The 23,004-nt window shown below is 69.8% G+C and carries 27 protein-coding genes; 6 read left to right on the forward strand and 21 right to left on the reverse strand.

The window, feature by feature from the left end; genetic code table 11:
* Window positions 1-9: 9 nt before the first annotated feature.
* The 16 genes from AB0D48_RS25355 to AB0D48_RS25430 all read right to left on the reverse strand — a co-directional run bounded on the left by AB0D48_RS25355 (window position 10) and on the right by AB0D48_RS25430 (window position 14,515).
* Window positions 10-750 carry a type 1 glutamine amidotransferase domain-containing protein gene (locus AB0D48_RS25355; RefSeq protein ID WP_362401200.1) on the reverse strand — a complete coding sequence of 247 codons (741 nt, stop codon included), beginning with the start codon at window positions 748-750 and terminating at the stop codon, window positions 10-12.
* Between the two features lie 69 nt (window positions 751-819).
* Window positions 820-1,563, reverse strand: coding sequence for a MinD/ParA family protein (locus tag AB0D48_RS25360; protein WP_362401204.1), 744 nt, complete (start codon window positions 1,561-1,563; stop codon window positions 820-822).
* Entirely contained in the window at window positions 1,563-2,813 is a 1,251-nt protein-coding gene (locus AB0D48_RS25365; RefSeq protein ID WP_362401207.1) for a PP2C family protein-serine/threonine phosphatase, read from the reverse strand. The genes AB0D48_RS25360 and AB0D48_RS25365 overlap by 1 nt, the downstream gene beginning before the upstream one ends.
* On the reverse strand, window positions 2,795-3,250 hold the full coding sequence (locus AB0D48_RS25370) for an ATP-binding protein (RefSeq protein WP_362401289.1): 456 nt from the start codon (window positions 3,248-3,250) through the stop codon (window positions 2,795-2,797). The genes AB0D48_RS25365 and AB0D48_RS25370 overlap by 19 nt, the downstream gene beginning before the upstream one ends.
* Before the next feature lie 14 nt (window positions 3,251-3,264).
* The gene (locus AB0D48_RS25375) at window positions 3,265-3,576 is read right to left on the reverse strand and encodes an STAS domain-containing protein (protein WP_215147958.1); all 312 of its coding nucleotides are present in this window, start codon (window positions 3,574-3,576) and stop codon (window positions 3,265-3,267) included.
* A gap of 16 nt (window positions 3,577-3,592) precedes the next feature.
* Window positions 3,593-5,731 (reverse strand): glycogen debranching protein GlgX, encoded by a 2,139-nt coding sequence (glgX, locus tag AB0D48_RS25380; RefSeq protein WP_362401211.1) that lies wholly within the window; start codon window positions 5,729-5,731, stop codon window positions 3,593-3,595.
* Window positions 5,728-6,078, reverse strand: coding sequence for an STAS domain-containing protein (locus tag AB0D48_RS25385; RefSeq protein WP_215147956.1), 351 nt, complete (start codon window positions 6,076-6,078; stop codon window positions 5,728-5,730). The genes glgX and AB0D48_RS25385 overlap by 4 nt, the downstream gene beginning before the upstream one ends.
* 37 nt (window positions 6,079-6,115) lie before the next feature.
* Complete coding sequence (locus AB0D48_RS25390) at window positions 6,116-7,939, reverse strand: AGE family epimerase/isomerase (protein WP_362401215.1); 1,824 nt, start codon at window positions 7,937-7,939, stop codon at window positions 6,116-6,118.
* A gap of 1 nt (window position 7,940) precedes the next feature.
* The gene (locus AB0D48_RS25395) at window positions 7,941-8,444 is read right to left on the reverse strand and encodes a VOC family protein (RefSeq protein WP_362401218.1); all 504 of its coding nucleotides are present in this window, start codon (window positions 8,442-8,444) and stop codon (window positions 7,941-7,943) included.
* The gene (locus AB0D48_RS25400) at window positions 8,444-9,055 is read right to left on the reverse strand and encodes a DJ-1/PfpI family protein (protein WP_362401221.1); all 612 of its coding nucleotides are present in this window, start codon (window positions 9,053-9,055) and stop codon (window positions 8,444-8,446) included. Before AB0D48_RS25400 ends, AB0D48_RS25395 begins: the two co-directional genes overlap by 1 nt.
* Complete coding sequence (locus AB0D48_RS25405) at window positions 9,048-10,652, reverse strand: GMC oxidoreductase (RefSeq protein ID WP_362401224.1); 1,605 nt, start codon at window positions 10,650-10,652, stop codon at window positions 9,048-9,050. Before AB0D48_RS25405 ends, AB0D48_RS25400 begins: the two co-directional genes overlap by 8 nt.
* Window positions 10,653-10,661: 9 nt before the next feature.
* Window positions 10,662-11,039 carry a nuclear transport factor 2 family protein gene (locus tag AB0D48_RS25410; RefSeq protein ID WP_362401227.1) on the reverse strand — a complete coding sequence of 126 codons (378 nt, stop codon included), beginning with the start codon at window positions 11,037-11,039 and terminating at the stop codon, window positions 10,662-10,664.
* Window positions 11,040-11,055: 16 nt separating this feature from the next.
* Entirely contained in the window at window positions 11,056-11,511 is a 456-nt protein-coding gene (locus tag AB0D48_RS25415) for a nuclear transport factor 2 family protein (RefSeq protein WP_362401230.1), read from the reverse strand.
* 23 nt (window positions 11,512-11,534) lie between these two features.
* Window positions 11,535-11,969, reverse strand: coding sequence for a nuclear transport factor 2 family protein (locus tag AB0D48_RS25420; protein ID WP_362401233.1), 435 nt, complete (start codon window positions 11,967-11,969; stop codon window positions 11,535-11,537).
* A 38-nt stretch (window positions 11,970-12,007) separates the two neighbouring features.
* On the reverse strand, window positions 12,008-13,657 hold the full coding sequence (locus AB0D48_RS25425; protein ID WP_362401236.1) for a thiamine pyrophosphate-binding protein: 1,650 nt from the start codon (window positions 13,655-13,657) through the stop codon (window positions 12,008-12,010).
* A gap of 33 nt (window positions 13,658-13,690) precedes the next feature.
* Window positions 13,691-14,515: a type 1 glutamine amidotransferase domain-containing protein gene (locus AB0D48_RS25430; protein WP_362401238.1), complete on the reverse strand. Its 825-nt coding sequence runs from the start codon at window positions 14,513-14,515 to the stop codon at window positions 13,691-13,693.
* Between the two features lie 282 nt (window positions 14,516-14,797).
* Between AB0D48_RS25430 and AB0D48_RS25435 the strand changes: the two genes are divergently transcribed.
* From AB0D48_RS25435 to AB0D48_RS25455, 5 genes are all read left to right on the forward strand, one after another.
* Complete coding sequence (locus AB0D48_RS25435) at window positions 14,798-15,070, forward strand: UBP-type zinc finger domain-containing protein (RefSeq protein WP_362401241.1); 273 nt, start codon at window positions 14,798-14,800, stop codon at window positions 15,068-15,070.
* 47 nt (window positions 15,071-15,117) lie between these two features.
* Complete coding sequence (locus tag AB0D48_RS25440; protein ID WP_362401293.1) at window positions 15,118-16,785, forward strand: FAD-dependent oxidoreductase; 1,668 nt, start codon at window positions 15,118-15,120, stop codon at window positions 16,783-16,785.
* 68 nt (window positions 16,786-16,853) lie between these two features.
* Window positions 16,854-17,363, forward strand: coding sequence for a hypothetical protein (locus AB0D48_RS25445; protein ID WP_362401244.1), 510 nt, complete (start codon window positions 16,854-16,856; stop codon window positions 17,361-17,363).
* A gap of 72 nt (window positions 17,364-17,435) precedes the next feature.
* Window positions 17,436-17,759: an antibiotic biosynthesis monooxygenase family protein gene (locus AB0D48_RS25450; RefSeq protein WP_362401247.1), complete on the forward strand. Its 324-nt coding sequence runs from the start codon at window positions 17,436-17,438 to the stop codon at window positions 17,757-17,759.
* A 2-nt stretch (window positions 17,760-17,761) separates the two neighbouring features.
* Window positions 17,762-18,238 (forward strand): group II truncated hemoglobin, encoded by a 477-nt coding sequence (locus AB0D48_RS25455; RefSeq protein ID WP_362401250.1) that lies wholly within the window; start codon window positions 17,762-17,764, stop codon window positions 18,236-18,238.
* A gap of 205 nt (window positions 18,239-18,443) precedes the next feature.
* Here AB0D48_RS25455 and AB0D48_RS25460 read toward each other — a convergent pair whose 3' ends face one another.
* The 5 genes from AB0D48_RS25460 to rpe form a co-directional block, all read right to left on the reverse strand.
* On the reverse strand, window positions 18,444-18,905 hold the full coding sequence (locus tag AB0D48_RS25460; RefSeq protein WP_362401253.1) for a barstar family protein: 462 nt from the start codon (window positions 18,903-18,905) through the stop codon (window positions 18,444-18,446).
* Window positions 18,902-19,342 (reverse strand): ribonuclease domain-containing protein, encoded by a 441-nt coding sequence (locus AB0D48_RS25465; protein ID WP_362401256.1) that lies wholly within the window; start codon window positions 19,340-19,342, stop codon window positions 18,902-18,904. Before AB0D48_RS25465 ends, AB0D48_RS25460 begins: the two co-directional genes overlap by 4 nt.
* Before the next feature lie 49 nt (window positions 19,343-19,391).
* Window positions 19,392-19,613 carry a CarD family transcriptional regulator gene (locus tag AB0D48_RS25470; RefSeq protein ID WP_189740325.1) on the reverse strand — a complete coding sequence of 74 codons (222 nt, stop codon included), beginning with the start codon at window positions 19,611-19,613 and terminating at the stop codon, window positions 19,392-19,394.
* 81 nt (window positions 19,614-19,694) lie between these two features.
* Window positions 19,695-20,711 carry a sugar-binding domain-containing protein gene (locus AB0D48_RS25475; RefSeq protein ID WP_362401296.1) on the reverse strand — a complete coding sequence of 339 codons (1,017 nt, stop codon included), beginning with the start codon at window positions 20,709-20,711 and terminating at the stop codon, window positions 19,695-19,697.
* A 138-nt stretch (window positions 20,712-20,849) separates the two neighbouring features.
* Complete coding sequence (gene rpe, locus AB0D48_RS25480; protein ID WP_362401260.1) at window positions 20,850-21,536, reverse strand: ribulose-phosphate 3-epimerase; 687 nt, start codon at window positions 21,534-21,536, stop codon at window positions 20,850-20,852.
* Between the two features lie 132 nt (window positions 21,537-21,668).
* On the opposite strand from rpe, the gene AB0D48_RS25485 reads away from it, so the two are divergent.
* Window positions 21,669-22,979: an MFS transporter gene (locus tag AB0D48_RS25485; RefSeq protein WP_362401263.1), complete on the forward strand. Its 1,311-nt coding sequence runs from the start codon at window positions 21,669-21,671 to the stop codon at window positions 22,977-22,979.
* The last annotated feature ends 25 nt before the right edge of the window (window positions 22,980-23,004 follow it).

Raw genomic sequence — 23,004 nt, forward strand, 5'->3', positions numbered from 1 at the left:
GGGGCGGTACTAGCCCTTCGCGAGCTGCGCTAAGAAGGTCTCGGCGAGGGCCTTGGAGGAGTACGGGTTCTGGCCGGTGGTCAGCTTGCGGTCCACGACGACGTGCGAGTCCCAGATCGCTTCGGCCTTCTCGTAGCGGGCGCCGAGCCGGGTGAGCTCGACCTCCAGGATCAGCGGGAGCCGCCCGGCCATGTTGGTGACGAGTTCCTCGCTGTGCGAGAAGGCCGTCATCCGGTAGCCCTCGAAGGGCCAGTGGCCCTCGCCGTCTCGCAGCGCGAGCAGCGAGGTGTGGCCGTGGCACACGGTGGCGAGCGGCTTGTCCTGGGCGATGACCCAGCGCAGGATCTGCGCGAGTTCGTCGGACTTCGGCAGGTCACCGATCGCGCCGTGGCCGCCGCTGACGTAGACGCCGTCGTAGTCGGCGATGTCCTTCTCGGTCAGGGACTCCAGCGCGAGGGGGGCCTGCAGCTGGGGGGTGTTCTCGATGACCCGGACGTACTCGGCGGCGTTGGCCGCATCCTCGTCCGGCGAGCCCTGCGGGCGGACCCACTGGAGGAACTGGGGATCGATGCTCGTCTGGTCGACGGTCGGGGCCTGGCCCCCGATCGTCGCCACGTCCACGGCGTGTCCGGCGGCCTTGAACAACTGGTAGGGAACGACGAATTCCTCGGCCCAGAATCCCGAGGGGTGCTGTTCGCCGTCCAGCAGATGGAGCGTGGCCTTGGCCGTCATGACGACGAGAATCTTCATGATTCTCTCCTTGTTCTGGATTCGCTGCCGATTCAACACGGCCCCTGCAGGGGGCGTAAGGGGACGGCGTCAGGCCCGTGATACTTCGTCACGTGCGTCCAACGCCGAGATGATGGTGCGGAATTCACCGACCAGAGGGTGGTCGGGATGGGCTTCTGCGAATATGCGCTCTCCGTACAGAGACGCCATTTCCGGCGAGTACGGAAGGATTCCGGCCAGGGGTGCGCAGTAGACCTCCTCCGTGCGCCGCCGGGCCTGTTCCCGGTCGATGCCCTCGGGGGCCATGCTCAGCACCACGGTCCGCCGGCAGGCAAGGCGCCCGGCGAGCGCGATGGTCTCCTCGACCCCGGAGAGGTCGATCCGGTCGGCCCGAGCCATGATCATCAGCACGTCGGCGCTCGCCATGGCGGTGACCGACTCGTTGTTCAGCCCGGCGTGGGTGTCGAGCAGCAGCACGTCGAGGGCGTAGTGCCCGGCCAGCCTGTCGAACCCCTCCGGGAGCATGCCCACGTCATAGCCGCTGGTCATGAGCTCGCGCAGGGCCGCGGTGCCGGTACGGGCCGGTACGACGTACAGTCCGGGCGCGCCCACCTGCTGGGCCGCGGCCTCGATCTCGCAGCGGCCGAGCAGGTAGTCGGCCAGGGAAGCGCCGGGTCCGAGCCGGAACAGCAGGTCCAGGGTGGGTGACTGGATGTCGGTGTCCACCACTCCCACCCGGCGCCCCTCGGCCGCGATCAGCAGCGCGAGGTTCGCCAGTACCGAGGACTTGCCAGTGCCACCGCGGTGCGAGTGCACGACGATGGTGCGGGTCATCAGGCCACCGCCGTACGGTCCGCGTGCGGCCCCCGCGCCGCGCGTGGCCGGTGCAGGGCCAGCATGGTGACGTCGTCGTGCTGTTCGGCGGTGCCGGTGTGCTCGCGCACCGCCAGGTCCATCCGGTCGACCACGTCCTTGCCGCTCACAGGCGCACCGGTGAGCAGTTCCAGCATCCGTTCGTCACCGAGGAAGCTGCCGTTGGGACAGCGGGCCTCGGGGACGCCGTCCGTAAAGGCGAAGAGCGTGTCGCCGTGGTCCAGCTGGGCGTAGCCGAGCGTGTACACGCAGTCGGGCAGGACCCCGACGGCCGGGCCGGTGACGTCCAGCGGGAGGGGTCCGCTGCCGTCGGCGCGCAGCAGCAGCGGCGGGTTGTGGCCGCCGTTGATGTAGACGAGACTGCCGGTCAGCGGGTCGAGCACGCCGAAGAACAGGGTGGCGAAGTAGCCCTGCCGCAGGTGGTTGCGGGTGAGGTAGCCGTTGGTGGCGGTGACCGCGTTGAGCAGCGGAGTGGCACCGACCACCGGGATCCGCCGGCTGCCACCCGCGCGTCCGGCGGCGACCAGGTGCTGGAGGCCGCTGTTCTCCGCGGTGTGCCGCAGCAGCGAGCGGATGAGCGCCATGAAGAGCGCCGCCCCGACCCCCTTGTCGCAGACGTCGGCGACGACGAACGCGAGCCGTCGGCCGCGGGATATCTCGAAGACGTCGTAGAAGTCCCCGGCGACCTGCCGGGCCGGCCGGAACCGGACGTCGATCTCCCAGCCCTCCGGGACGGGCATCGATTCGGGCAGGAACCCGGCCTGGATCTCGCGGCCGATCTCCAGCTCCTTCTCGTAGCCCATGAGTTCGGCGCGGGCGTCGGCTTCGCGCAGGGTGCGGCCGAGTCCGGCGCGCTCCGAGCAGCTGTGCAGCCGGGCCCCGACGAGGGCGGGCAGGAAGGGCGGGACGAGGTAGTCGTGCCCGATCCGGACGTGTTCCTCCAGGGCGGCGAACTCGGTCACCGTCCAGACGACCACGATGGGGGCCCCGGCCCAGCGGCGCAGCCGGCGTACGGCCAGCCGTACGGACTCCCCGTCCGACTCGGCCGGGGCGAGCAGCACGTCCGCGACGGGCAGCAGTTCCTGCGGGCCTTCCCGGAGCTCCGTAAGCGTACGGGTGACGAGTTGCGCGTCCATGGTCCGCAGCGCCGTCAGCAGCTCGGGCGGCGGGGGCGGGTACTCGTCGAGGATGATCACGGTCGTGGAGGGCATGGGTCCGTCCCCTCAGCCTTCACTGTCAGCGTGCTGATGTTGCGGCCGTCCCTGTGCGCGTAGCTGAACTCGTCCACGCTGGTCAGCGCCAGGTGGATGCCGAGGCCGCCGATCCGCCGTTCCTCGGGGGCGACCCCGGGGGCGGGCGGAAGGCGGCCTTCGACGGGGTCGAAGGCGGGTGCGGCGTCTTCGATGGTGATCTGCACCCCGCCCGGGCCGGAGCGGCCGCGGACGGTGATCCGTCCGTCGCCGCCCCGGTACCCGTGCATCACGATGTTCGTGGCCAGCTCGTCCACGGCCAGCCGGAGCCGGTAGGCGGCGCCCTTGTCCAGGCCCGCCCGTCCGGCCAGCCGCAGGACGAACGAGGCGATCTCGCCCAGTGCCCCGACCGTCGCGGGCACCTCCAGTACGACGGGCGTCCTCGCCAGTTCGACCATGTCACTCACGGCGGTCACTCATCGGAGAGGACGATGCTCCGGTCGAGCCCTGCCGTCCGGATGGTCCGGGACACGGGCTCGATGGCACCGACCACCTTGATGGTGACGTTGTTCGCGACCTTCTGCTGGGCGAAGACCAGGGAGCGCAGTCCGGCGCTGGCCATGTAGCCGACGCCGGCCATCCTGATCTCGACGGTGCTGGTGCCGTGTCCGGCGGCCTTCTCGATGGTCTGGTGGAAGTCCGGTGCGGTCTTGGCGTCCAGTTCGCCCGTCAGTTCGATCACGGTGGTGTCGCCCTCGATGCTCAGGGACACGGAAAGCGGCATGTCAGGTCTCCTTCGGTCACAGCATCTCGGGATCATTGGTGCGGCCCACCAGGATCACGACCGACCGCGGGCCGATCAGGTACTTCCCGGCGTTGTCCAGTTCCTGCTCGGTGCCCGGGGTGCGGATGTCGTGCGGCGCCTCGGCCCCCGTGTCGGCGAACAGGTGCCAGCTCCGCCCGCCGGGCAGCGCGGGCAGTTCCAGGTCGTGCGACTCCCAGTGCGAGTTCATGGCCACGTACACCACGTCGTCGTCGCCGGTGCCGCAACGGGCCACCGCCAGCAGCCGGCTCTCGGCCGACCAGTCGGGCTGCCAGGCCCGCTCCCCGTGCCAGCTGATGTCCGGCAGGCCCAGGTTCTCGCGTACCTGTCCGGTGGGGTGGGCGGTGGAGCGCAGCTCGCGGTGGCGCTTGCGGAAGGCGATCATCTCGCGCGTGAACCGGAGCAGTTCGGTGTTGTCGTCGACCTGGTCCCAGTCGAACCAGGAGAGCTCGTTGTCCTGGCAGTACGTGTTGTTGTTGCCCTGCTGGCTCCGCGCGACCTCGTCGCCGGCCAGCAGCATCGGGATGCCCTGACTGGTGAAGAGGATGGCGAGGGCGTTCTTCATCTGCCGGGTCCGGAGCAGATTGACCTCGGGATCGTCGGTGGGCCCCTCGGCGCCGCAGTTCCAGCTGTTGTTGTCGTTGGCGCCGTCGTTGTTGTTCTCGCCGTTGGCCTCGTTGCGCTTGTCGTTGTAGGAGACCAGGTCGGCGAGGGTGAAACCGTCGTGCGCGGTCAGGAAGTTGACCGAGGCGGCGGTGCCGCGGGTGGCGTACAGGTCGGGCGAGCCGGCGATGCGGGTGGCCAGTTCGCCGGTCACCCCGGGGTCGCCCTTGAGGAAGCTGCGCACGGTGTCGCGGTACTTCCCGTTCCACTCCGCCCAGCGGCCGTACGCCGGGAAGTTGCCGACCTCGTAGAGGCCGCCCGCGTCCCAGGCCTCGGCGATGAGCTTGGTGTGCCGCAGCACCGGGTCGTAGGCGAGCAGTTCCAGCAGCGGCGGGTTGGGCAGCGGCGTGCCGTCCAGGGCCCGGCCGAGGATGGCCGCGAGGTCGAAGCGGAAGCCGTCGATGTGGTAGTCGGCGACCCAGTGGCGCAGGCAGTCGAGTACGTAGTTGCGCACGACGGGGTGGTTGCAGTTGACGGTGTTGCCCGTGCCGCTGAAGTTGAAGTAGTACCCCTCGGGCGTGAGCATGTAGTACGTGGCGTTGTCGAGCCCCTTGAAGGAGATCGTCGGGCCCTGCTCGTTGCCCTCGGCGGTGTGGTTGAAGACGACGTCGAGGATGACCTCGATGCCGGCCGCGTGCAGGTCCTTGATCAGGGTGCGGAACTCGTCGCCCTGCATCCCGTATCGTCCGGTGGCCGCGTAGCCGGCCTTCGGCGCGAAGAACGAGACGGTGTTGTAGCCCCAGTAGTCGAAGAGCTTCTCGCCGGTCTCCGGGTTGGAGCGCGGGTTGTCGCTCTCGTCGAACTCGAAGACGGGGAGCAGCTCGATGCAGTTCACCCCGAGTTCCTTGAGGTACGGGATCTTCTCGCGCAGCCCCGCGAAGGTGCCGGGGGCGGTGACGCCCGAGGAGGGGTGCCGGGTGAAGCCGCGCACGTGGGTCTCGTAGACGACGAGGTCCTCGGCGGGGATGCCCAGCGGGGTGTCGTCGCCCCAGTCGAAGTCCTGGAGGCAGACCCGGGAGCGGTACTGGTAGCCGCGGCTGCGGTCCGGCTCCACGCCCCACACGTCGCGGCCGGCGATCAGCCGGGCGTACGGATCGGAGAGCACCTGCCGGGCGTCGAAGCGGTGGCCGGTGACCGGGTCGTAGGGGCCGTCGGCCCGGTACCCGTACTCGATGTTCTCGTGGTCGAGGCCGAAGACCGTCATGGCGAAGACGCTGCCGGTGCGGAATTCCTCGGGGAACTCCAGCTCGGCCATCGGCTCGGGCTCTCCGCGCTTGTAGATGACCAGGGTCATGGAGGTGGCCTGGTCGGAGAAGACGGAGAAGCTGACCCCGCCGGGGACCACATTGGCCCCGAAGGGGAACGGTTTGCCGGCGCGGACGCGGTACCCGCCCACCTCGTGGGTCGGGTACGCGTCGACGCGCAGGACCTGCTCGGCCTGTGCCTCGCTCATCGCGCGGCCTTGGCCTTGGCCTTGGCGGCCGCGGCCGCCGCCTCGCCGGTCTCGAAGAAGTCGAGGAACCCGGTGGCCGACATGACGAACCGGACTTCCTCGCTCACCCCGTAGAGGGTGACGGCGACGCCGGCGTGCTGGGCCTCGCGGTAGACCACGAGCAGGGTGCGCAGGCCCGCGCTGGAGACGTAGGTGACCGCGGTGAGGTCGATCTTCAGCGGCTTGCCCTCGCGCACGAGCGGCAGCAGCGCCTGGAGCAGCGAGCCGGATGTCTCGCTGTTGATCTCACCGGTGGCGACGAGCACGGTGCCCGTCTTGTTCCGGCGTTCCTTGACGTTGAGAGTCATTGCTTTCCCCTCTGGTTGGGGCGCCCCCCGTTGAGCGCTACTTCTTGGCCACTGGACGCAGCCGGACCTTGACCTTCACCCGCCCCTGGACGTCGGGCAGCCGTACGGTGAGGGCGTCCGCGTCGAAGTCCGTGTAGGGCTTCTCGTCGATCTCGACGGACGCGATCCGCACCGAGCCGGCCGGGAGCAGGTCGGGCGAGACGCGCAGGACGCGGTCGGGCAGGTTGGTCGGGTCGGGCTGGAAGTGGAAGTCCATCTCCCGGCCGTTGATCAGGAGGTTGTTGTAAACGGCGGAGAGGTAGCAGAGCTCCGCCGAGTGGTACATGGACATCGAGTGGCTGCCCTTGAGCCGCTCCGTGCCGAGCAGGTACGGCGTACCGCTGGCGAGCACGTTGAAGTAGACGGCGCCCTCGTCGTGATCGAGGAAGAAGGTGTTGTAGAAGGCCTGCGCCTGCCTTGCCTCGCGCAGGTTCGCCTCGCCTCCGACCGTGCCGTTCAGGATGAGGTAGGCGAGGATCGCCTGCTCCTGCTGCCACCAGGCCTTGCGGTCGTGCCAGGCGAAACGATACGTCTCCTCGTCCCCGGACTTGATCCGCTCCACGACGTCGTACCAGCCACCGCGCTGCACGTCGCTGCCGACCGCCGGCATGATCTCGCCGATCTTCTTGGCGAGCTCCTCGTAGGCCGGCTTGGCCTTCAGCGAGTTCATCCGCATCAGGTTCCAGGCGATCTTCAGGTTGTGGCCGACCACCGCGCGGTTCTGCTGCCAGCTGTGCTGGGTGTCGTGCGACCAGTCCCGGTTGAAGCGCTCCTGGACGAAGGGGCTGTTCTTGTAGTCCGGGAACTTGTCCGCGATCGTGTCGAAGGTGTACTCGAGGAAGTCGGCGTACTTCTGGTCGCCGGTCGCCAGGTACAGGTTGATCAGGTACGCGGGCGCGTGGTCGCCGACCGAGTTCCAGTTCTTGCGCTCGGCGTTCTCGCCGAGGGACTCGTGGTCGGCGCTGAAGAGGATCGGGTCGATGTGCGAGTAGTAACCGCCCTGCTCCGGGTCGAAGAAGAACTTGTCGAACAGCCGGATGGTGGCGTCCGCGTCGTTCTTGATCCGGATGTCACCGGTCACCCGGTACGTCTGGATCGGGCCGGCCAGCGCGTAAATCTGCTCGTACATCGGGATCGCGTCGTAGTCGTCGGAGAACTCCGAGGTGAACAGCTTGCGCTCGCTGTCCCCGTCGACGCTGATGCCGTGGTACCAGAAGACCACGTCCTCCTCGCTGTCCACGACCCTCATGTGCTTGCGCAGGTACTCGGTGCCGCGCTCGGCGACCTCCAGGTACTCGTCCTTGCCGGTCAGCAGGTAGGCCGAGGCCATGCCGTAGACCAGGCGGGAGATCGTGTCGGTCTCCTGGACGTGGCTCGCTGTCTTGTCACCGCCGAGCCGGATCTCGGTGCGGTACTCGGTGAAGTCCACCGGCCCGTCGCCGAACTGCGCCCGCTTGTAGAAGTCGGCCAGCGACTCGATCTGCTTGATCCACCAGCTGGGCTCCTCGAAGCGGTAGTCCTCGGCTCCGCGGCCCAGGAACACCAGGCGCTTGGCGTCGAAACGCCCGCCGTGCTCCGGGTAGTGGATTCCGTAGACGAAGAGGAACCGGCCCGGCGACAGCATCTCGTCGATGTGGCCGGAGGCGTCGATGTAGGGCTCGTCCAGGTTGCGGACCAGCTCGGCGCTGGGGTCACCGGCGAGCGAGACGTCGAAGGCACGCCCGTCGGAGGTCTTCAGACCCAGCACGCGCGAGCCGGAGTCGAAGCGGGTGACGTATCCGGCGATGGTGTCGGAGAAGGAGAAGCTCACGGCATCCGCCATGTCATGCACCGTCCTTGTCGTGAGAGCCCTCGTGCGTACGGTCGTGAGTGCGGTCGGCAGTGCTGCGCTGAGTGCCGCCCTGGGTGCCGCCCTTTGTGCCGTCGTCCTCGTACCCCTGGCTGATCTCGACGATCACTCCGTCGGGGTCGCGGACCCACACGGTCCGCCAGCCGCAGATGAAGTCGTCGAAGTCCAGCGGCCCCAGGGTCACTTCGGCCGCGTCGCCCAGCTCCGCCAGGAACGCGTCCACGCTGTCGGTCTGGAAGGCCAGGTGGCGCATCCGCCCCGGGGCCTGCGGCCCGTCGTCGTGCGCCGGCCGAGCCGGTTCGGCGCCGGCCGCGAAGAGCTCCAGGTACGCGTCCCCCTTGCGCAGGAACACGATCTGGGCCTCCCCCAGGTCGACCACCCGGGCCCGGGTGAAGCCGAAGTACCGGGTGTAGAACTCCTCGGTGGTCTTCTGGTCCGCGCAGTTCAGGCCCACGTGCGACCAGGTCAGCCCGGCCATCAGGCCGCCCCCCGGCCCCGCCCGGCCGCGATCAGCTCGATGATCCGGCGGGCGAAGAGGTGGTGGTGGGCGCCGGTGCGGCCGGTGACCAGGTCGCCGTCGACGACCACGTCCTCGTCGACGTACTCGCCGCCCATGTTGCGGACGTCGCCGATGAGGTTGTTGTGGCAGACCACCTTGCGGCCGCGGATCTTGCCGGGGATCGAGGAGGCCAGCCACATGCCGTGGCAGATGATCCCCTTCAGGACCGTCGGCTCCTCGAAGGCCCGCCGCAGCAGCTCGGTCGCCGGGGCCAGCCGGTCCACGTCCTCGGTGTAGCGCAGTCGGTCGGCCACCATGCCCGAGGGCACGATGACCGCCGCGTACCGGCGCAGCTCGTCGTCGCTCAGCCCCTCCAGGGACTGGGTGGCGGTGAAGGGCGCCCGGTACTCGTGGCCGGAGAAGGTGATGGAGTCGTTGCCCCACAGCCGGGTCAGGAAGTCGACCTCGGCGCCCTCCTCCGCGAACCGGTGCTGGTAGTAGAAGATCTCCGGCTCGTAGAAGTCGCTCTCGACCAGGACCGCGATCCGGGTCCCGCTCAGCGCGCCCTCGCGCAGTACGGCGTCAGGCACGGGACGCCCCCTTCAGGAAGTCCGCCGCGCGTTCGGCGATCATCGCGATGGCGGTGTGGCAGTTGCCCGACGGGACCGCGGGCATCACGCTCGCGTCGACGACGCGCAGGTTCCGTACGCCGTGCACCCGCAGCTCGGGGTCGACGACGGAGAGGTCGCCGATGCCCATGCGGCAGGAGCCGGCCTGATGGTGGTAGCTCTCCGACTTCTGCTTCACGAAGGTGCGCAGGTCGTCGTCGGAAACGGCGCCCGGCCCGGGCTGGAGCTCCTGCTTGTACCAGGGTGAGAAGGCGGAGGTCGCGAAGATGTCCCGGGCGGTCTTGACGCCCTGCACCATTCGCTCCAGGTCCCACCGGTCGCCCAGGTAGTTCGGGTTGATCAGCGGGTGGGCCAGCGGGTCGGCGCTGGCGAGCTTGATCCAGCCGCGCGAGACGGGCCGTACGACGCCGGGCAGGATGGACACCGTGTTCGGGTGGTCCTGGCCGACGATCACGTCGAAGGGCACGTGGACGAAGGCGATCTGCAGGTCCGGCGCGGGCAGCCCCGGCCGCGAGGACAGGAACAGAGCGCTCTCCGACAGGTTCTGCGCCGGCGGCGGGAGCTCCTGGGTGACCTCGGCCATCAGCCCGGTCAGGACGTGGTTGTGGAAGTTCTCGCCGACCCCGGGCAGGGCCGCGGTGACCTCGATGCCGTGTTCGCGCAGCTGGTGCGGGTGCCCGATGCCGGAGAGCAGCAGCAGCTTGGGGGACTCGATCGCCCCGGCGGCCACGATCACCTCCCGGCGGGCCCGTACGGTGTGCAGCCCGGGCCCGGCGGTGGTGCTGTGGCCGTCCGCGACCGTCCGGCCCGGGAACTCGGCGGGAGCCTGGAGCTGGACGTACTCGACGCCCGTGCAGGTGTCCCCGTCGAAGAGCAGCCGGGTGCTCTGCGCGCTGGTGCGCAGGGTCAGGTTGGAGCGGTCGAGCGCGGGCTCCAGGTACGAGGCGAGGGCGCCCTGGCGGCGGCCGTCGGCCACGTCGATGTGGTGCCAGCCGGTGCCGAAGAGGCCGCGCCGGGGACCGTCGGTGTTGAAGTCGGCGATCTCCTGGTGCCCCAGCTCGACGGCCGCGTCGATGAAGGCGCGGGAGACCGGGTTGGGGCCGTGCTGCCCGGCGTTGGTGATGCGCTGGGGGCCGCGGGTGCCGGTGGTGGCGGCGGTGGCGTCCTCCTGGCCCTCCAGGAGGGCGAAGTACGGGAGCACGTCCTCGTACGCCCAGCCGGCCGCGCCCTGGTAGGCCCAGTTGTCGAAGTCCGAGGCGTGGCCCCGGATGTGCATCATGATGTAGAGGTTGCTGCTGCCACCGGGGGCCTTGCCGCGCGGTTCGTAGGTGCGGCGGCCGCCCAGGCCGGGCTGCGGGGTGCTGGTGTAGCCCCAGTCCACGGGCCCGCCGAGCAGCTTGTACCAGGAGGACGGGTCGTCCACCTCGGGCGGGATCCGGGAGCCGCCCGCCTCCAGCACGAGGACGGTGGCGTCCGGGTCCTCGGAGAGGCGGCTGGCGAGGACACTTCCCGCGGTACCGGATCCCACGACGATGTAGTCGTACTCTTCCACGCTCATGGGTCCCCCTCAGCCCTGGCCCAGCACCTGGAAGGGGACGGTGTCGTGGTAGTTCGCCATGTAGGCGATCTTTCCGTCCACGATCCGGAAGAAGTTCATGACCTCGGCCTCGATGGACTCGCCCGAGGCGCTGACCGCGGTCAGGTGGGATACGGCGGCGGCCTTCTGCCCGTCATTGTCGACGAGGAAGTGCACGGGCTCGTTCCGGAAGACCCGGTACATGGTGCCCATGCCCTTCATCATCGAGCGCAGCAGTTCGAGGCCCTCGATGTGGCCGGCGAGCTGCTCGTCCATGACCTGGTCGTCGGCGAACAGGTCGCACCAGCGGTCCCAGTCCCCGGCGTTGGCGTACTCGTAGTACTTCGTCAGGATCTCTCGCGCATCCATGGCGTCCCTCATCCCCCTATCGGTCCCTGCGGGTTCCGTCCGGCGCGAACGGCGCCCAGAACTGGCTGAAGGCGGAGGCCGAGTCGCCGAAGAGCCCGTCGCGGCCCTCGACGATCCGGCCGTCCCTCCACCGCATGAAGTGGAAGACCGGGTAGTCCATCCGCTCGTACGGGGACCGGCTGTCCTGGGCCGCGCCGTCCCGCAGGGCGACGTTGCGGCACACGTCGGCGGAACAGTCCTCGCCGACGAGCACCGCTTCCAGGTCCATCCGGAAGGTGCCGCCCGTGAGCTTGTGGGTCTGCCCCATCAGCTCCAGGAAGGCGTCCAGGCTCTCGTACCAGCCGGCGAGGGGGTGGTTGCCCGGTACCAGCCAGCGCAGGTCCTCGGAGTAGTACTCCAGGATGCGCGCCCGGTCGCCGGAGCCGAGGGCGGCATAGGCCGCCCGCACCCGCTCCCCTGTCACTTCGGTCATCGTGGCCTCTCCTTCGCCGGCGGTCAGAGGGAGCCGGAACCGGGCATCGGCGCCAGGTCGTTGACGGTGTACTGCTTGATCAGCGGTCCGTCGGGACCGGCGACCACGGTCCAGGTCTGGTCGGCGTCGAACCCGAGCCACTGGCTGCGCGCCGCCGGCGGGTCCCATACCTTGGCCTGCCAGTTGACGAGCACCCGGACGATCGCCCGGTCACCCTCGATGACGGGCTCCACCTTCGTGACCGTGTGCACCTCGTCGAAGAACCGGTTGGTGACGGCCTCGTACCAGCGGCCGAAGCCCTGGTGGCCGAGGAACGTGTCCTCGGGGACCTTGAACTCCAGGTCCTCGGTGATCAGGGCGAGCACCTCGGCCAGCCCCACGTGCCGGTCCAGCGCCACGTACCAGTCCTCGGCGAAACTGCGGATCGCGTCCTCGGTCAACTGCCGCTCGGCGGGCATGCGGTCTCCTCCTGTTCTGTGCTGCGTGACTGCTCTGGTCAGATCTGGATGTCGACGAGGAACGGACCGGGGTGGGCCAGCATCCGGCTCACGGCGGCGGCCGCCTCGTCCGGCTTCTCCACCCGCATCCCGCCGGCGCCGAGCGACCGCGCCAGCCCGGCGAAGTCGATCTCGGGGTGGGAGAGGTCGAAGGAGCCCGGGAACCCGTGCTCGGGGATGTCCCGCTCCCGCCAGTACTGGGTGATGTTGTCGTCCAGCAGCCGGTACTTGCGGTTGTTGCAGACCACGAACTTGGCGTCGATGCCGTGCCGGGCCGCCGTCCACAGCGCCTGGTACGTGTACATCGACCCGCCGTCGCCCGCGAAGCCGACGACGAGCCGGTCCGGGCGGGCGAGCTTGGCGCCGACCGCGCCCGGGAAGCCCACGCCCAGCGAACCGCCCCGGGTGAGGTGGTAGTCGCCCGGGCGCTCCGCCGGCAGGTACTTCGTGACCAGCGGGGAGGTGGTCAGCGCCTCGTCGAAGACGATCAGGTCCCCGCCGGTGCGTTCGGCCAGGGTCCGCAGGAAGACCGCCATCGGCGTACCGTCGTCGGTCCGCGCCTGCGCCCGCGCGTCGCGGGCCCGCTCCCGGGTCCGTGCGTCGAGCCTGGCGGCGGCGGCCGCCCGCCGCTGCGGGGTCAGCCGGTGCTCCAGTACGCCGGCCAGCGCGCGCAGCGCCTGCTTGGGATCCGCGGCGAGGCCCAGGTCCACCGGGTGGTTCTTGGCGATCTCGTACGCGTTGAGGTCGATGTGCACGACCTTCGCGCCCTCCCGGAAGGGGCTCTCCAGCTCGGGGAACACCTCCGGGAAGACATAGGTGCCGACGATCAGCACCCCGTCGGCGTCCCCGACGAGCTCCTTGCTGTGCGGGCCGAACATGTGGCCCGTCTGGCCCCGCCGCAGCGGGTGCGAGGCCGCGATGTTGACCTCGGAGGAGTCGACCTCGTACACGTCCGCGCCGAGCAGCTCGGCGACGGCGGCCAGTTCGTTCTGCGCCCCGGAGAGCGAGACCCCGTCCCCGATCAGGACGACCGGACGCTCGGCGGAGGCGAGCAGATCGGCCGCCCGACCCACCGAGGCCGGCGAGGGCGCCACGTCCGTGAGCGGCACCGTGGAGGGCAGGACGGGCTCGGAGTTGAGCTCGTCCAGCACGTCCATCGGCAGCGCCACGAACACGGGCCCGCGGGGCGGGGTGAGCGCGATCTTCACGGCCCGCCGGATGGTGCGGAGCACGGAGTACCGGTCGGTGACGCGGGTCGCGTACTTCGTCACCGGCTTGGCCATAGCCACCAGGTCGGAAGCCATCTGGGCGTCCATGGCGTCGTAGCGCACCCCGGCGTCACCGGCGACCACGACGAGCGGGGTGTGGCCGCGCAGCGACTGGTAGAGCATGCCGATGCCGTTGCCCAGCCCCACCCCGGAGTGCAGCTGAAGGAGCGCCGCGCCGCCGGTCGACCGGGCGTATCCGTCGGCGATACCGGCGGCCACGGTCTCCTGGAGGGCGAGGACGTACTGGAAGTCCTCGGCCGCGTCCACCGCGTCGAGGAATCCCTGTTCCACCGTCCCAGGATTTCCGAACATCACATTCAGGCCGTCGGCCTTGAACTGCTCGATCAGCCTTTCCCGTCCGGGAGTGGCTCCGGTGTTCATCGAACTCCCCCTCATTCCCACGAGTTGCCGGAATTACCAGCCGTAACGGGTGAGACCGTCCTCCAGGACTTCCACGATCTTCTGTCCCGTGAGGTACGAGTCAGGGGTGGAACGTCCGGTCACGAACGGGAAGTCGACGATGACCGAGACCGGCTTGCCGAAATTCCCGTGGTACGCCCCGCGCGGGCCCGTCGCGTCGCGCAGGATGTATTCCAGCGGATACGGCGGCGGCCCCATGTTGAAGTCGGTACCGAGGAATCCGGTGCCGTCCTTGTAGTCGTACTCCTTGCAGTGGCCGGTCACGTGCTTGCCCCAGATGATGCTCTTGCGGTCGCTCCAGTCCCGGGCGAAGGCCAGGCAGGCGACCCCGTAGCACTCCGCGGCCACGATCTTGCCGGCCTTCTGGAAGGCCAGGATCAGGGCGTGCACGCGCTCGTTGTTGGCGAGGTCGGCGATCGGGCCGCTGCCGCCGACGATGAGGATCGCGTCGTAGCCGGCGATGTCGGCGTCGAGCTTGTCCAGATCGCGGTGGTACTGCTCCAGCTTCCGCAGATAGCCCTCGTCGCTGGTGTACGGGCGCTCCGGGACCCACGCCTCGATGTCGAGCGGCGAGTCCAGCCGGCTCGACTGCTCGAACTCCCGCCCCAGCCGGGCGTTCTCCGCGGTGGTGACCGAGCGTCCCAGTGGAGGATCGATGTAGTTCGCGTCGAGGCTCGGCGGAAGAGCGTGTGCACGCTTTCCGGTCGGCGTGGCGAATATGACCTCGTAGCCCCGCTCATCGAACTTGGATACGGGCCCTATCAGTTCTTCGGCCCAGTAACCGTGTTCGGAGACAATGACCAGAATCTTTCTGCTCACGTATTCCTCCAGGCGCCGCCTGTTGTCGTTGGCGTCCCCCACACTGGCCGTGCCCAGAGCCTTCGTCAAAGCGCCGGTGTGCGACTTCGTGAGGTAGCGGGCCACCTCATGGGGTCACTTCAGGAAGTCGCCCGCCGACGTCATGAAGTAGCTTCAGGACTACCTGACTTCGGCCGAATCACTGAACCATTACCAGAGCCGCGCCCTATGGTCTGGACGCGTCGTGAATCACGGGCGCACGCACTGTGTGGACGAGTGAGCACGAGGAGAGGGACGGGGACGATGACGATGGACCTGTTGTGCACACACATCGATCGGATACGTCCGGTGAAGCCCGGAACCGAGGGCTGCGAGGAGTGCCTCATCGCCGGCGACAGCTGGGTGCACCTGCGGATGTGCCTCAGCTGCGGGCACGTCGGATGCTGCGACTCCTCCAAGAACCGTCACGCCACCCGCCACTACCGCACCACCGAGCACCCCATCGCGGCCTCGCACGAGCCCGGCGAGGACTGGGCCTGGTGCTACGCCGACAAGCTGATGCTGGACCCGGCGTGAGCGCGGCCCCGGAGAGCGCGGCCACCGTGGCGGCCGCCGCCGAGCACGTGGAGAACAAGAAGCCCGTCATCCTGGCCGTGGACGACGATCCGCAGGTGCTCCGCGCCGTCCGCCGCGACCTGCGCAGCGCCTACGGCGACCGGTACCGGGTGCTCGGCGCCTCGTCGGCCGCCGACGCCCTGAAGATCCTGGACTCCCTCGACGAACGCGGGCACGACCCGGCGCTGTTCCTCGTGGACCAGCGGATGCCGGACGTCACCGGTGTCGAGTTCCTGCTGGAGGCGGTCAGCCGCTTCCCGGACGCCCGCCGCGTGCTGCTGACCGCGTACGCGGAGACCGACGCGGCGATCACCGCCATCAACCGGGTCCGGCTGGACTACTACCTGCTCAAGCCGTGGGACCCGCCGCACGAGCGGCTCTTCCCCGTGCTGGACGACCTGCTGTCGGACTGGCTGGCCACCTACCGGCCCGCGTACGACGGGATCATCGTCGCCGGCCACCTGGTCTCCCCCGGCACCCACGCCGTGCGGGACTTCTTCACCCGCAACGGCCAGCCGTTCCGCTTCCTCAACGTGGAGCGGGACCCCGAAGCGCTGACCGTGATCGCCGCCGCCCATGCCGACGCGGCGCTCCCGCTGGTCCGCTTCCCGGACGGGTCGGTGCTCTCCGCGCCCACCGACACCGAGCTCGCCCAGCGCCTGGGCCTGGCCACCACCGCCTCCCGCCCGCACTACGAGTGCGTCATCGTCGGCGCGGGACCCGCGGGCCTCGCGGCCGGGGTGTACTCGGCTTCCGAGGGCCTCTCGACCCTCATGCTGGACTCCCGCGCCCCGGGCGGCCAGGCCGGCACCTCCAGCCTGATCGAGAACTACCTCGGCTTCCCCTCGGGCCTCTCGGGCGGCGACCTGACCCGCCGGGCCACCATCCAGGCCTCCCGGTTCGGCGCCGAGATCCTGCACCCGGTGGAGGTGGTCTCGCTGACCCGGGACGACCCTGCGAAGATCCTCACCCTGGCCGACGGCACGGAGATCTCCGCCGAGACGGTCCTCCTCGCCACCGGGGTCTCGTACAACCGCCTCGACGCCCCCGGTGCGGACCGCTTCGAGGGAGCCGGTCTCTACTACGGCGCGGCCACCACCGAGAGCTCGGCGTGCATCTCGCAGCACGTGTTCATCGTGGGCGGCGCCAACTCCGCCGGGCAGGCCGCGGTGCACTTCGCCAAGTACGCCGCCCGCGTGACGATCCTGGTCCGCGCGGCCTCGCTGGACGCGAGCATGTCCCGCTACCTGATCGACGAGATCGACCGCACCCCGAACATCGAGGTGCGGGTCCGTACGACGGTGGTGCGGCTGGACGGCGACGAGCACCTGGAACGGCTGACCCTCCACGACGGGGAGACGGGCGAGGACACGGAGATCCCGGCCCGTTTCATGTTCACGTTCATCGGCGCCCGTCCGCACACCGACTGGCTCTCGGGTGTCGTCGAGCGGGACGAGTACGGCTTCGTCCTCACCGGTTCGGACCTGATCGCGAACGGCGGCGAGCTCCCGGCCGAGTGGAGCCTGGAGCGGGCTCCGTACCCGCTGGAGACCAGTGTGCCGGGTGTCTTCGCGGCGGGCGACGTGCGGGCGCACTCGGTGAAGCGGGTCGCGTCCGGCGTCGGCGAGGGCGCGATGGCGGTCTCCCTGATCCACCGCTACCGCTCGATGGGCTGAGAACGCTGCGACATCCGGAAGCGTGAAACGCTTGCGATCAAGCATCCACCGGATGCAACGTTAATTACATGATTACAGCCGAACAGAGCGAACAGCTCCGCGTGTGGTTCGCCGAGCGTCTGCCGGTGGACGTCTACGAGTCCCTCGTCTCGGTCACGGCCGACCGCGAGGAGATCACGGTCGTCGGCACCGTCCCGGCGACCGAGTCGGTCAAGGAGTTCCGCGAACGCACCCGCGAACAGCGCATCGAGGTCGCCCGCGAGGCCGAGGAGCTCTACCGCCGCAAGGTCGCCTGGGGCGTGCGGGTGGGCGAGGAGACCACGCTCTTCACCCACCTCGCCGTCCCGGTCATGACCCGCCTCCGCCAGTCCGAACGCCAGGTCCTCGACACCCTGGTCGCCGGCGGCGTGGCCCGCAGCCGGGCCGACGCCCTCGCCTGGTGCGTCCGCCTGGTGGGCCGCAACACCGACACCTGGCTGACGGAGCTGCGCGACTCCCTGGACAAGGTCCACCAGGTCCGCGCGCAGGGCCCGGACGTGTCGGAGGGCACGGACTCCAGGAAGTCCGAGTCCGAATAGCGCAATCCCCCCACGGGCACGCATGATCCCGTAAGGCTGGCCACGACCACCATCCAGGGAGAGGCACGCACCATGACGACCACCGTCGAATACATCCGCTACCGGATCGCATTGGACGACCAGCAGGCGTTCGAGGACGCGTACACCCGGGCGGCCGAGGCCCTGGCCGCCTCGCCCGAGTGCATCGACTACGAGCTGGCACGCTGCGAGGAGGAGAAGGAGCGCTACATCCTCCGCATCCGCTGGACCTCGGTCGACGCCCACCTCAACGGCTTCCGCAAGGGCGAGCACTTCCCGGCCTTCTTCAGCGCGATCCGGCCGTACGTGACGGCGATCGAGGAAATGCAGCACTACACGGTGACGGACATCGCGGGCACGGGAAAGGCCGCAGGGTAACCATGAGCACGACACCCACCATCTACGAGTGGATGGGCGGCGCGGAGGCGATGAACCGCCTCACCGACGCCTTCTACGCCCACGCCCTGCGGGACGAGATCCTGGCACCGGTCTTCGCCGGTATGGACTCGGAGCACCCGCAGCACGTCGCGGTCTGGCTGTCGGAGGTCTTCGGCGGCCCGTCGGACTACTCCGCCCACCACGGCGGCCACCAGCACATGGCCACCAAACACCTGGGCCGTGCGATCACCGAGAAGCAGCGCCGCCGCTGGGTGGACCTGCTCCTGGACACGGCCGACGAGGTCGGCCTCCCGACGGACCCGGAGTTCCGCGCGGTGTTCGTCTACTACATCGAGTGGGGCACCCGCATGGCCCTGATCTACTCGGGCCCCAACCCGCCCCCGGTCGACGCGGCCAAAATCCCGTCCTGGTCCTGGGGCCAGACCCCACCATGGATCCCGAAGAGCACAACGAACTGACCCCGAGCCGTGGGGGGCGCAGAACCCCTTCCCGCCCCCCACCCCTCACCCCACAGTCCCCACCCAGTTCCACCCAGCCACACTCAGCCCCGCCGACCACACCCAGCCCCGCCGGCGTTTGAGGCGCGGGGTCGGGGGCGGAGCCCCGGTCTTTCAGCCTCGCCGGCGCTTGAGGCGCGGGGTCCGGGGGCGGAGCCCCGGTCTTTCAGCCTCGCCGGCGCTTGAGGCGCGGGGTCGGGGGCGGAGCCCACGCGTCCGGCCCGGGCCCCGACCCCGGCTCGGCCAGCAGCACAGTCAGCTGCGGCACCCCCTCCGCCCCGCGCCAGAAATCCACGGCCTCCTCCAGGATCTCCACGAGCGTCTCCCAGTCCCCCGGCCGCGCCTCGGCAAAGCCCCGCCACGAGGTCACGGCGACGAGCCGCCCACCAACACCCGCATCGGCATCCGGACCCGCACCCGCACCCGGCAGCCACGACAGATCCCTCAGCGCGTCCGCCAGCGCGTCCCAGTTCCCGCCGAACCAGTCCGGCAGCCGCAAGGCACCCTCGCAGCGCCGCATCAGCTCCGCCTTGCCGCGTACGCCGTCCAGGTCCAGCCTGAGTGTGGTCCAGCCCGCGGCTTCGGCGGCGGCGAGCGCAGGGGCGAGCGGCTGCGGGTCGAGGGTCATCGGAGAACCGCCTTGAAGGTCTCGTAGTGGTCGTCCGTGTAGAAGAACTCCCCACCCTCACCCGTCACGAGCCGCCGGGCCCCGCGGTCACGCTCCCCCGGCGTCCTCACGGTGAACTCGTGGTAGTAGCCGCGCTGCTGCTGGGGCAGGACCTTCTCGAAGTTCCCGAAGACGGTCCCGTCCTGGCGGTACGGGTACGGCCCGCCCTTGTCGATGAGCGCGAGCACGTCCCGGGCCTGCTCCGGCAGCGCTGCGGCGCGTACGGTCGCCAGCCCCTCGGCCCATGCCGGAACCCCATGGCTGGGGCCGGCGCTGGCGCTGGCGGCGGCAGGCGCGGGTTTCTCCCCGCCGCAACCCACCGCACCGACCAGCGCGGCGCACAGGAACACTGCCCCCAGTACACGCAGCAACGATCGGGGCACGTTCCGAAAGATCATGCACCGATCGTGCCAAATATCCGATTCGCTCGCGAATCGCCCGATGGCCTCAGAGCGCGGCCATCTTGGTGTAGGGACTCAGGATTCGTTTCTGGACCGACCCGAAGTCGACGAGAACAGCGATCCCCTCCTCGATTCCGACGACACGGCCGAGGCCGTGCTCATCGTGAGTAACCCGGTCGCCGACGCTGAACTGCCGGATGGGCTGTTCCACGGGGGCCTTGAACGGGCTGGACGGCAAATGGCGGCGAGGTACTGCTGACTTTGTCATTGAAACCAGTATGCGCCCAGCAGGCCGCCGCGCGGTCCGCCGTTCGGATCTCAATTCCGGCACCATCCACACCGATGGTGGCTACAGGTCGTCGGGGTCGGCCCGTTCCAGCGCGGGCCGCAGCCCCGGGGCCGACTCGGTGAGCAGGTAGTCGGCGACCGCCGTGTCCGTGACCAGGCTGGTCACCAGCCCCGACCGCAGCACCGCCCCGATCGCGGAGGCCTTGCGCAGCCCGCCCGCGATGGCGACGACCTCGGGGATCCGCCGCAGCCGGTCCGCCTCCACGGTGATGCACCGCTCGCCGAGGTCCCGGCCGACCCGCCGCCCCTCGGAGTCGAACAGGTGGGCGGACATCTCGGCCGCCACGCCCAGCGAGGCGTAGTGCTCCCGCTCCTCGTCCGTCAGCATGTCGTGGACGGTGGAGATGCCCGGCTCCCAGGAGCCGATGGACACGGCCGCGACCGTGACCTTGTCGAAGTACTCGAAGGCGCGCGCGATCCCCGTCTGGTTGCGCAGCGCGGCCGCGGTCGCGGGGTCGGGCAGCAGCATCGGCGCGTAGATCGGGTGCGCGTCCCCGCCCGAGACCTGCGCGGCCCGCCGTACCGCCTCCACGGACCCGCGCTCGGCCGTCCCCGCGTCGTACACGCCGGTCAGCTGCACCACCGTGCACGGGGGCAGCCGGTGCAGGGAGGCGGCCATGTGAATGGTCGACCGCCCCCACGCCAGGCCCAGCACGTCGCCCTCGTTGACCAGCTCGCCCAGCAGATCGGCGGCGACCGCGCCCAGGTTCTCCGGGTCGGGCGCGTCTTCGGTGGCGTCGGCGGGCGACTCCACCACCACGGCGTGCCGGAGCCCGTAGCGGGCCCTGAGCGCGTCCGAGCGCTCCGCGTCCAGTTCCGCCGGTACCCGGATCTCGATCCGTACGAGGTCGCGTTCGAGGGCGGTCTCCAGGACCCGGGCCACCTTGAAGCGGCTCACGCCGAACTCCTCGGCGATCTGGATCTTGGACTTGCCCTCCAGGTAGAAGCGGCGCGCCATGGCCGCCGCCTGCACCAGCTCCGCGGGTCCCATCCGCAGGGCTGACCGTCCCGCCGACATTGCAGACACCGCGTTCTCCTCACTGCTGTTCACACTCTCGTGTTCACACTCTCGACTCGCCGTTCATCCTGTCAGATCCGACGGCCGTTGATCAGCCTGGACAGCCAGCGTTCACCGAGCTGTTCATCAACCCTTGGTTCAGTGGTCGCAAGCCCATGGCGCCGCGGCGATCGCCGCGCCCGCCTGCTCACGCAGCGTGCGTACGGCGGCCGCCGGATCGACCGCGCCGTACACTGCGCTGCCCGCGACGAAGACGTCGGCGCCGGCCTCGGCACAGCGCTCGATGGTCGAGGCCGAGACCCCTCCGTCCACCTGGAGCCACAGCTCGAGACCGTGCTTGGCGATCAGCTCCCGGGTACGGCGGATCTTGGGCAGCATGATGTCGAGAAAGGGCTGGCCGCCGAAGCCCGGCTCGACCGTCATGATCAGCAGCATGTCGAGCTCGGGGAGGATGTCCTCGTACTGCTCGATCGGCGTCGCGGGCTTGAGCGCCATGGACGCCCGCGCCCCCTTGGCCCGGATCTCCCGCGCGAGGCGCACCGGCGCCGCCGCGGCCTCGGCGTGGAAGGTGACCGAAGCCGCGCCGGCCTCCACGTACTGCGGGGCCCAGCGGTCCGGGTTCTCGATCATCAGGTGGAGGTCCAGCGGAATCTCCGTGGCCCTGCTCAGGGACTCCACGATCGGCATCCCGAGGGTGAGGTTGGGGACGAAGTGGTTGTCCATGACGTCGACATGAAGCCAGTCGGCCCCTTCGACGGCCTTCGCCTCGTCGGCGAGCCGGGCGAAGTCGGCGGACAGGATGCTGGGATAAATCTGAGCGGCCATGCCCCAAGCCTGCCATGCCTCCACACAGTTCCGGCCACGACCCCGCAAGTCGGAGCTGACGTAGCATCGCTTAAATGATCATGGAGAACATTTCACTTGTTCTGCGAGGTGGCGCTCGGCAGTGTTCTGTCCATGACATCCATGCCGCAGGAGCGGCGGACGTGGTTTGCACCGGCTCCCGGAGCGGCCCCCAACACGCTCTCCTCGCCTTCCTCCTCCCCTTCGCCCTCTCCCTCCCCTTCGCCCTCTCCCTGGCGCAACCGGGACTTCCGCGCCCTCTTCGGCGCCGCCACCCTCAACCAGCTCGGCACCAACACCGGCTACGTGGCCGTCCCGCTGCTCGCCCTCACCACCCTCGACGCCACCGCCGCCCAGGTCGGCACCCTCGCCGCGCTGTCCACGCTCGCCTTCCTCCTGATCGGGCTGCCGGCCGGCGCCTGGGTCGACCGGCTGCGCACCGGCGTGCTGATCGCGGCGGACCTTGCCCGGGGGCTCCTCTTCGCCTCGCTCCCGCTCGCGTGGTGGCTCGACGTACTGACCTTGGTGCAGCTCTACGTGGTCGTCCTGCTCACCGGCTGCGCCACCGTCTTCTCGGACGTCGGCTCGCAGAGCGTGCTTCCCCAACTCGTCGGCCGCGGCGGACTGGTCCGGGCGAACGCGGCCATGGTGACCCTCATGGCCGCCGCCAACATCGCCGGCCGCGGCGTGGGCGGGGCGCTCATCGCCGCCCTCACGGCCCCGTTCGCGCTGGCCTGCTCCTCGGCCGCGTACCTCGCCTCGGCGCTGCGCCTCACCCGGGTCCGGCCCACCCCGGCGCCGCCCCCGAGGGCCCGTACCCCTCTGCGGTCCCAGATCGTGGAGGGGCTGCGGCACGTACTGGGCCACCCCGAACTGCGCGCCCTGGCACTGTCCGCCACCCTGAACAACCTGGGCGTCGCGGTCCTCAACACCATGCTCCCGGTGCTCTTCGTCAGCGAGCTGGGCCTGTCCCCCGCCGCGCTGGGCCTGTTCTGGGCGGCGGGCGGCGCGGGTCTGCTCCTGGGAGCGCGCCTCGCCCGGCCGTTCGCGGCGCGCGTGGGCTACGGCCGCGCCCTGCTGCTGAGCCTGACCCCGGCGGCGCTGCTGGTACCGCTGCTCGACCACGGCCCGTGGCTCTGGCTGGCGGGCGGCGGGTGGCTGCTGGCCATGATGAAGACCGGCTCGAACAACGTCCTCGGGGTCAGCCTCCGCCAGCACCTGACGCCGGATCCCCTCCTGGGCCGCATGAACGCCACTTTCCGCTTCATGCTCACGGGCGCCCTCGCCCTCGGTTCCGCCGCCTCGGGCCTCCTGGCGGAGCTGACGACCCTCCACACCACGCTGTGGACCGGAGCTGCCCTCGTGGCCGTGTCCTGGGCCCCGGTGGCCGCGTCCCCTCTGCGGCGCCGGAAGACGGGAGCGTGAGGGGCGGGGGAAGGCCGGGTCGTTC

Source organism: Streptomyces sp. NPDC048269 (genome assembly GCF_040652395.1).
Taxonomy (GTDB): Bacteria; Actinomycetota; Actinomycetes; order Streptomycetales; family Streptomycetaceae; genus Streptomyces.

Bases quoted from the DNA above. Each gene is read 5' to 3' on its own strand.
- AB0D48_RS25355 (WP_362401200.1), bottom strand. From the start codon at position 750: ATGAAGATTCTCGTCGTCATGACGGCCAAGGCCACGCTCCATCTGCTG.
- AB0D48_RS25360 (WP_362401204.1), bottom strand. From the start codon at position 1,563: ATGACCCGCACCATCGTCGTGCACTCGCACCGCGGTGGCACTGGCAAG.
- AB0D48_RS25365 (WP_362401207.1), bottom strand. From the start codon at position 2,813: ATGCCCTCCACGACCGTGATCATCCTCGACGAGTACCCGCCCCCGCCG.
- AB0D48_RS25370 (WP_362401289.1), bottom strand. From the start codon at position 3,250: ATGGTCGAACTGGCGAGGACGCCCGTCGTACTGGAGGTGCCCGCGACG.
- AB0D48_RS25375 (WP_215147958.1), bottom strand. From the start codon at position 3,576: ATGCCGCTTTCCGTGTCCCTGAGCATCGAGGGCGACACCACCGTGATC.
- glgX (WP_362401211.1), bottom strand. From the start codon at position 5,731: ATGAGCGAGGCACAGGCCGAGCAGGTCCTGCGCGTCGACGCGTACCCG.
- AB0D48_RS25385 (WP_215147956.1), bottom strand. From the start codon at position 6,078: ATGACTCTCAACGTCAAGGAACGCCGGAACAAGACGGGCACCGTGCTC.
- AB0D48_RS25390 (WP_362401215.1), bottom strand. From the start codon at position 7,939: ATGGCGGATGCCGTGAGCTTCTCCTTCTCCGACACCATCGCCGGATAC.
- AB0D48_RS25395 (WP_362401218.1), bottom strand. From the start codon at position 8,444: ATGGCCGGGCTGACCTGGTCGCACGTGGGCCTGAACTGCGCGGACCAG.
- AB0D48_RS25405 (WP_362401224.1), bottom strand. From the start codon at position 10,652: ATGAGCGTGGAAGAGTACGACTACATCGTCGTGGGATCCGGTACCGCG.
- AB0D48_RS25410 (WP_362401227.1), bottom strand. From the start codon at position 11,039: ATGGATGCGCGAGAGATCCTGACGAAGTACTACGAGTACGCCAACGCC.
- AB0D48_RS25415 (WP_362401230.1), bottom strand. From the start codon at position 11,511: ATGACCGAAGTGACAGGGGAGCGGGTGCGGGCGGCCTATGCCGCCCTC.
- AB0D48_RS25420 (WP_362401233.1), bottom strand. From the start codon at position 11,969: ATGCCCGCCGAGCGGCAGTTGACCGAGGACGCGATCCGCAGTTTCGCC.
- AB0D48_RS25425 (WP_362401236.1), bottom strand. From the start codon at position 13,657: ATGAACACCGGAGCCACTCCCGGACGGGAAAGGCTGATCGAGCAGTTC.
- AB0D48_RS25435 (WP_362401241.1), top strand. From the start codon at position 14,798: ATGACGATGGACCTGTTGTGCACACACATCGATCGGATACGTCCGGTG.
- AB0D48_RS25445 (WP_362401244.1), top strand. From the start codon at position 16,854: ATGATTACAGCCGAACAGAGCGAACAGCTCCGCGTGTGGTTCGCCGAG.
- AB0D48_RS25450 (WP_362401247.1), top strand. From the start codon at position 17,436: ATGACGACCACCGTCGAATACATCCGCTACCGGATCGCATTGGACGAC.
- AB0D48_RS25455 (WP_362401250.1), top strand. From the start codon at position 17,762: ATGAGCACGACACCCACCATCTACGAGTGGATGGGCGGCGCGGAGGCG.
- AB0D48_RS25460 (WP_362401253.1), bottom strand. From the start codon at position 18,905: ATGACCCTCGACCCGCAGCCGCTCGCCCCTGCGCTCGCCGCCGCCGAA.
- AB0D48_RS25465 (WP_362401256.1), bottom strand. From the start codon at position 19,342: ATGATCTTTCGGAACGTGCCCCGATCGTTGCTGCGTGTACTGGGGGCA.
- AB0D48_RS25470 (WP_189740325.1), bottom strand. From the start codon at position 19,613: ATGACAAAGTCAGCAGTACCTCGCCGCCATTTGCCGTCCAGCCCGTTC.
- AB0D48_RS25475 (WP_362401296.1), bottom strand. From the start codon at position 20,711: ATGTCGGCGGGACGGTCAGCCCTGCGGATGGGACCCGCGGAGCTGGTG.
- rpe (WP_362401260.1), bottom strand. From the start codon at position 21,536: ATGGCCGCTCAGATTTATCCCAGCATCCTGTCCGCCGACTTCGCCCGG.
- AB0D48_RS25485 (WP_362401263.1), top strand. From the start codon at position 21,669: ATGACATCCATGCCGCAGGAGCGGCGGACGTGGTTTGCACCGGCTCCC.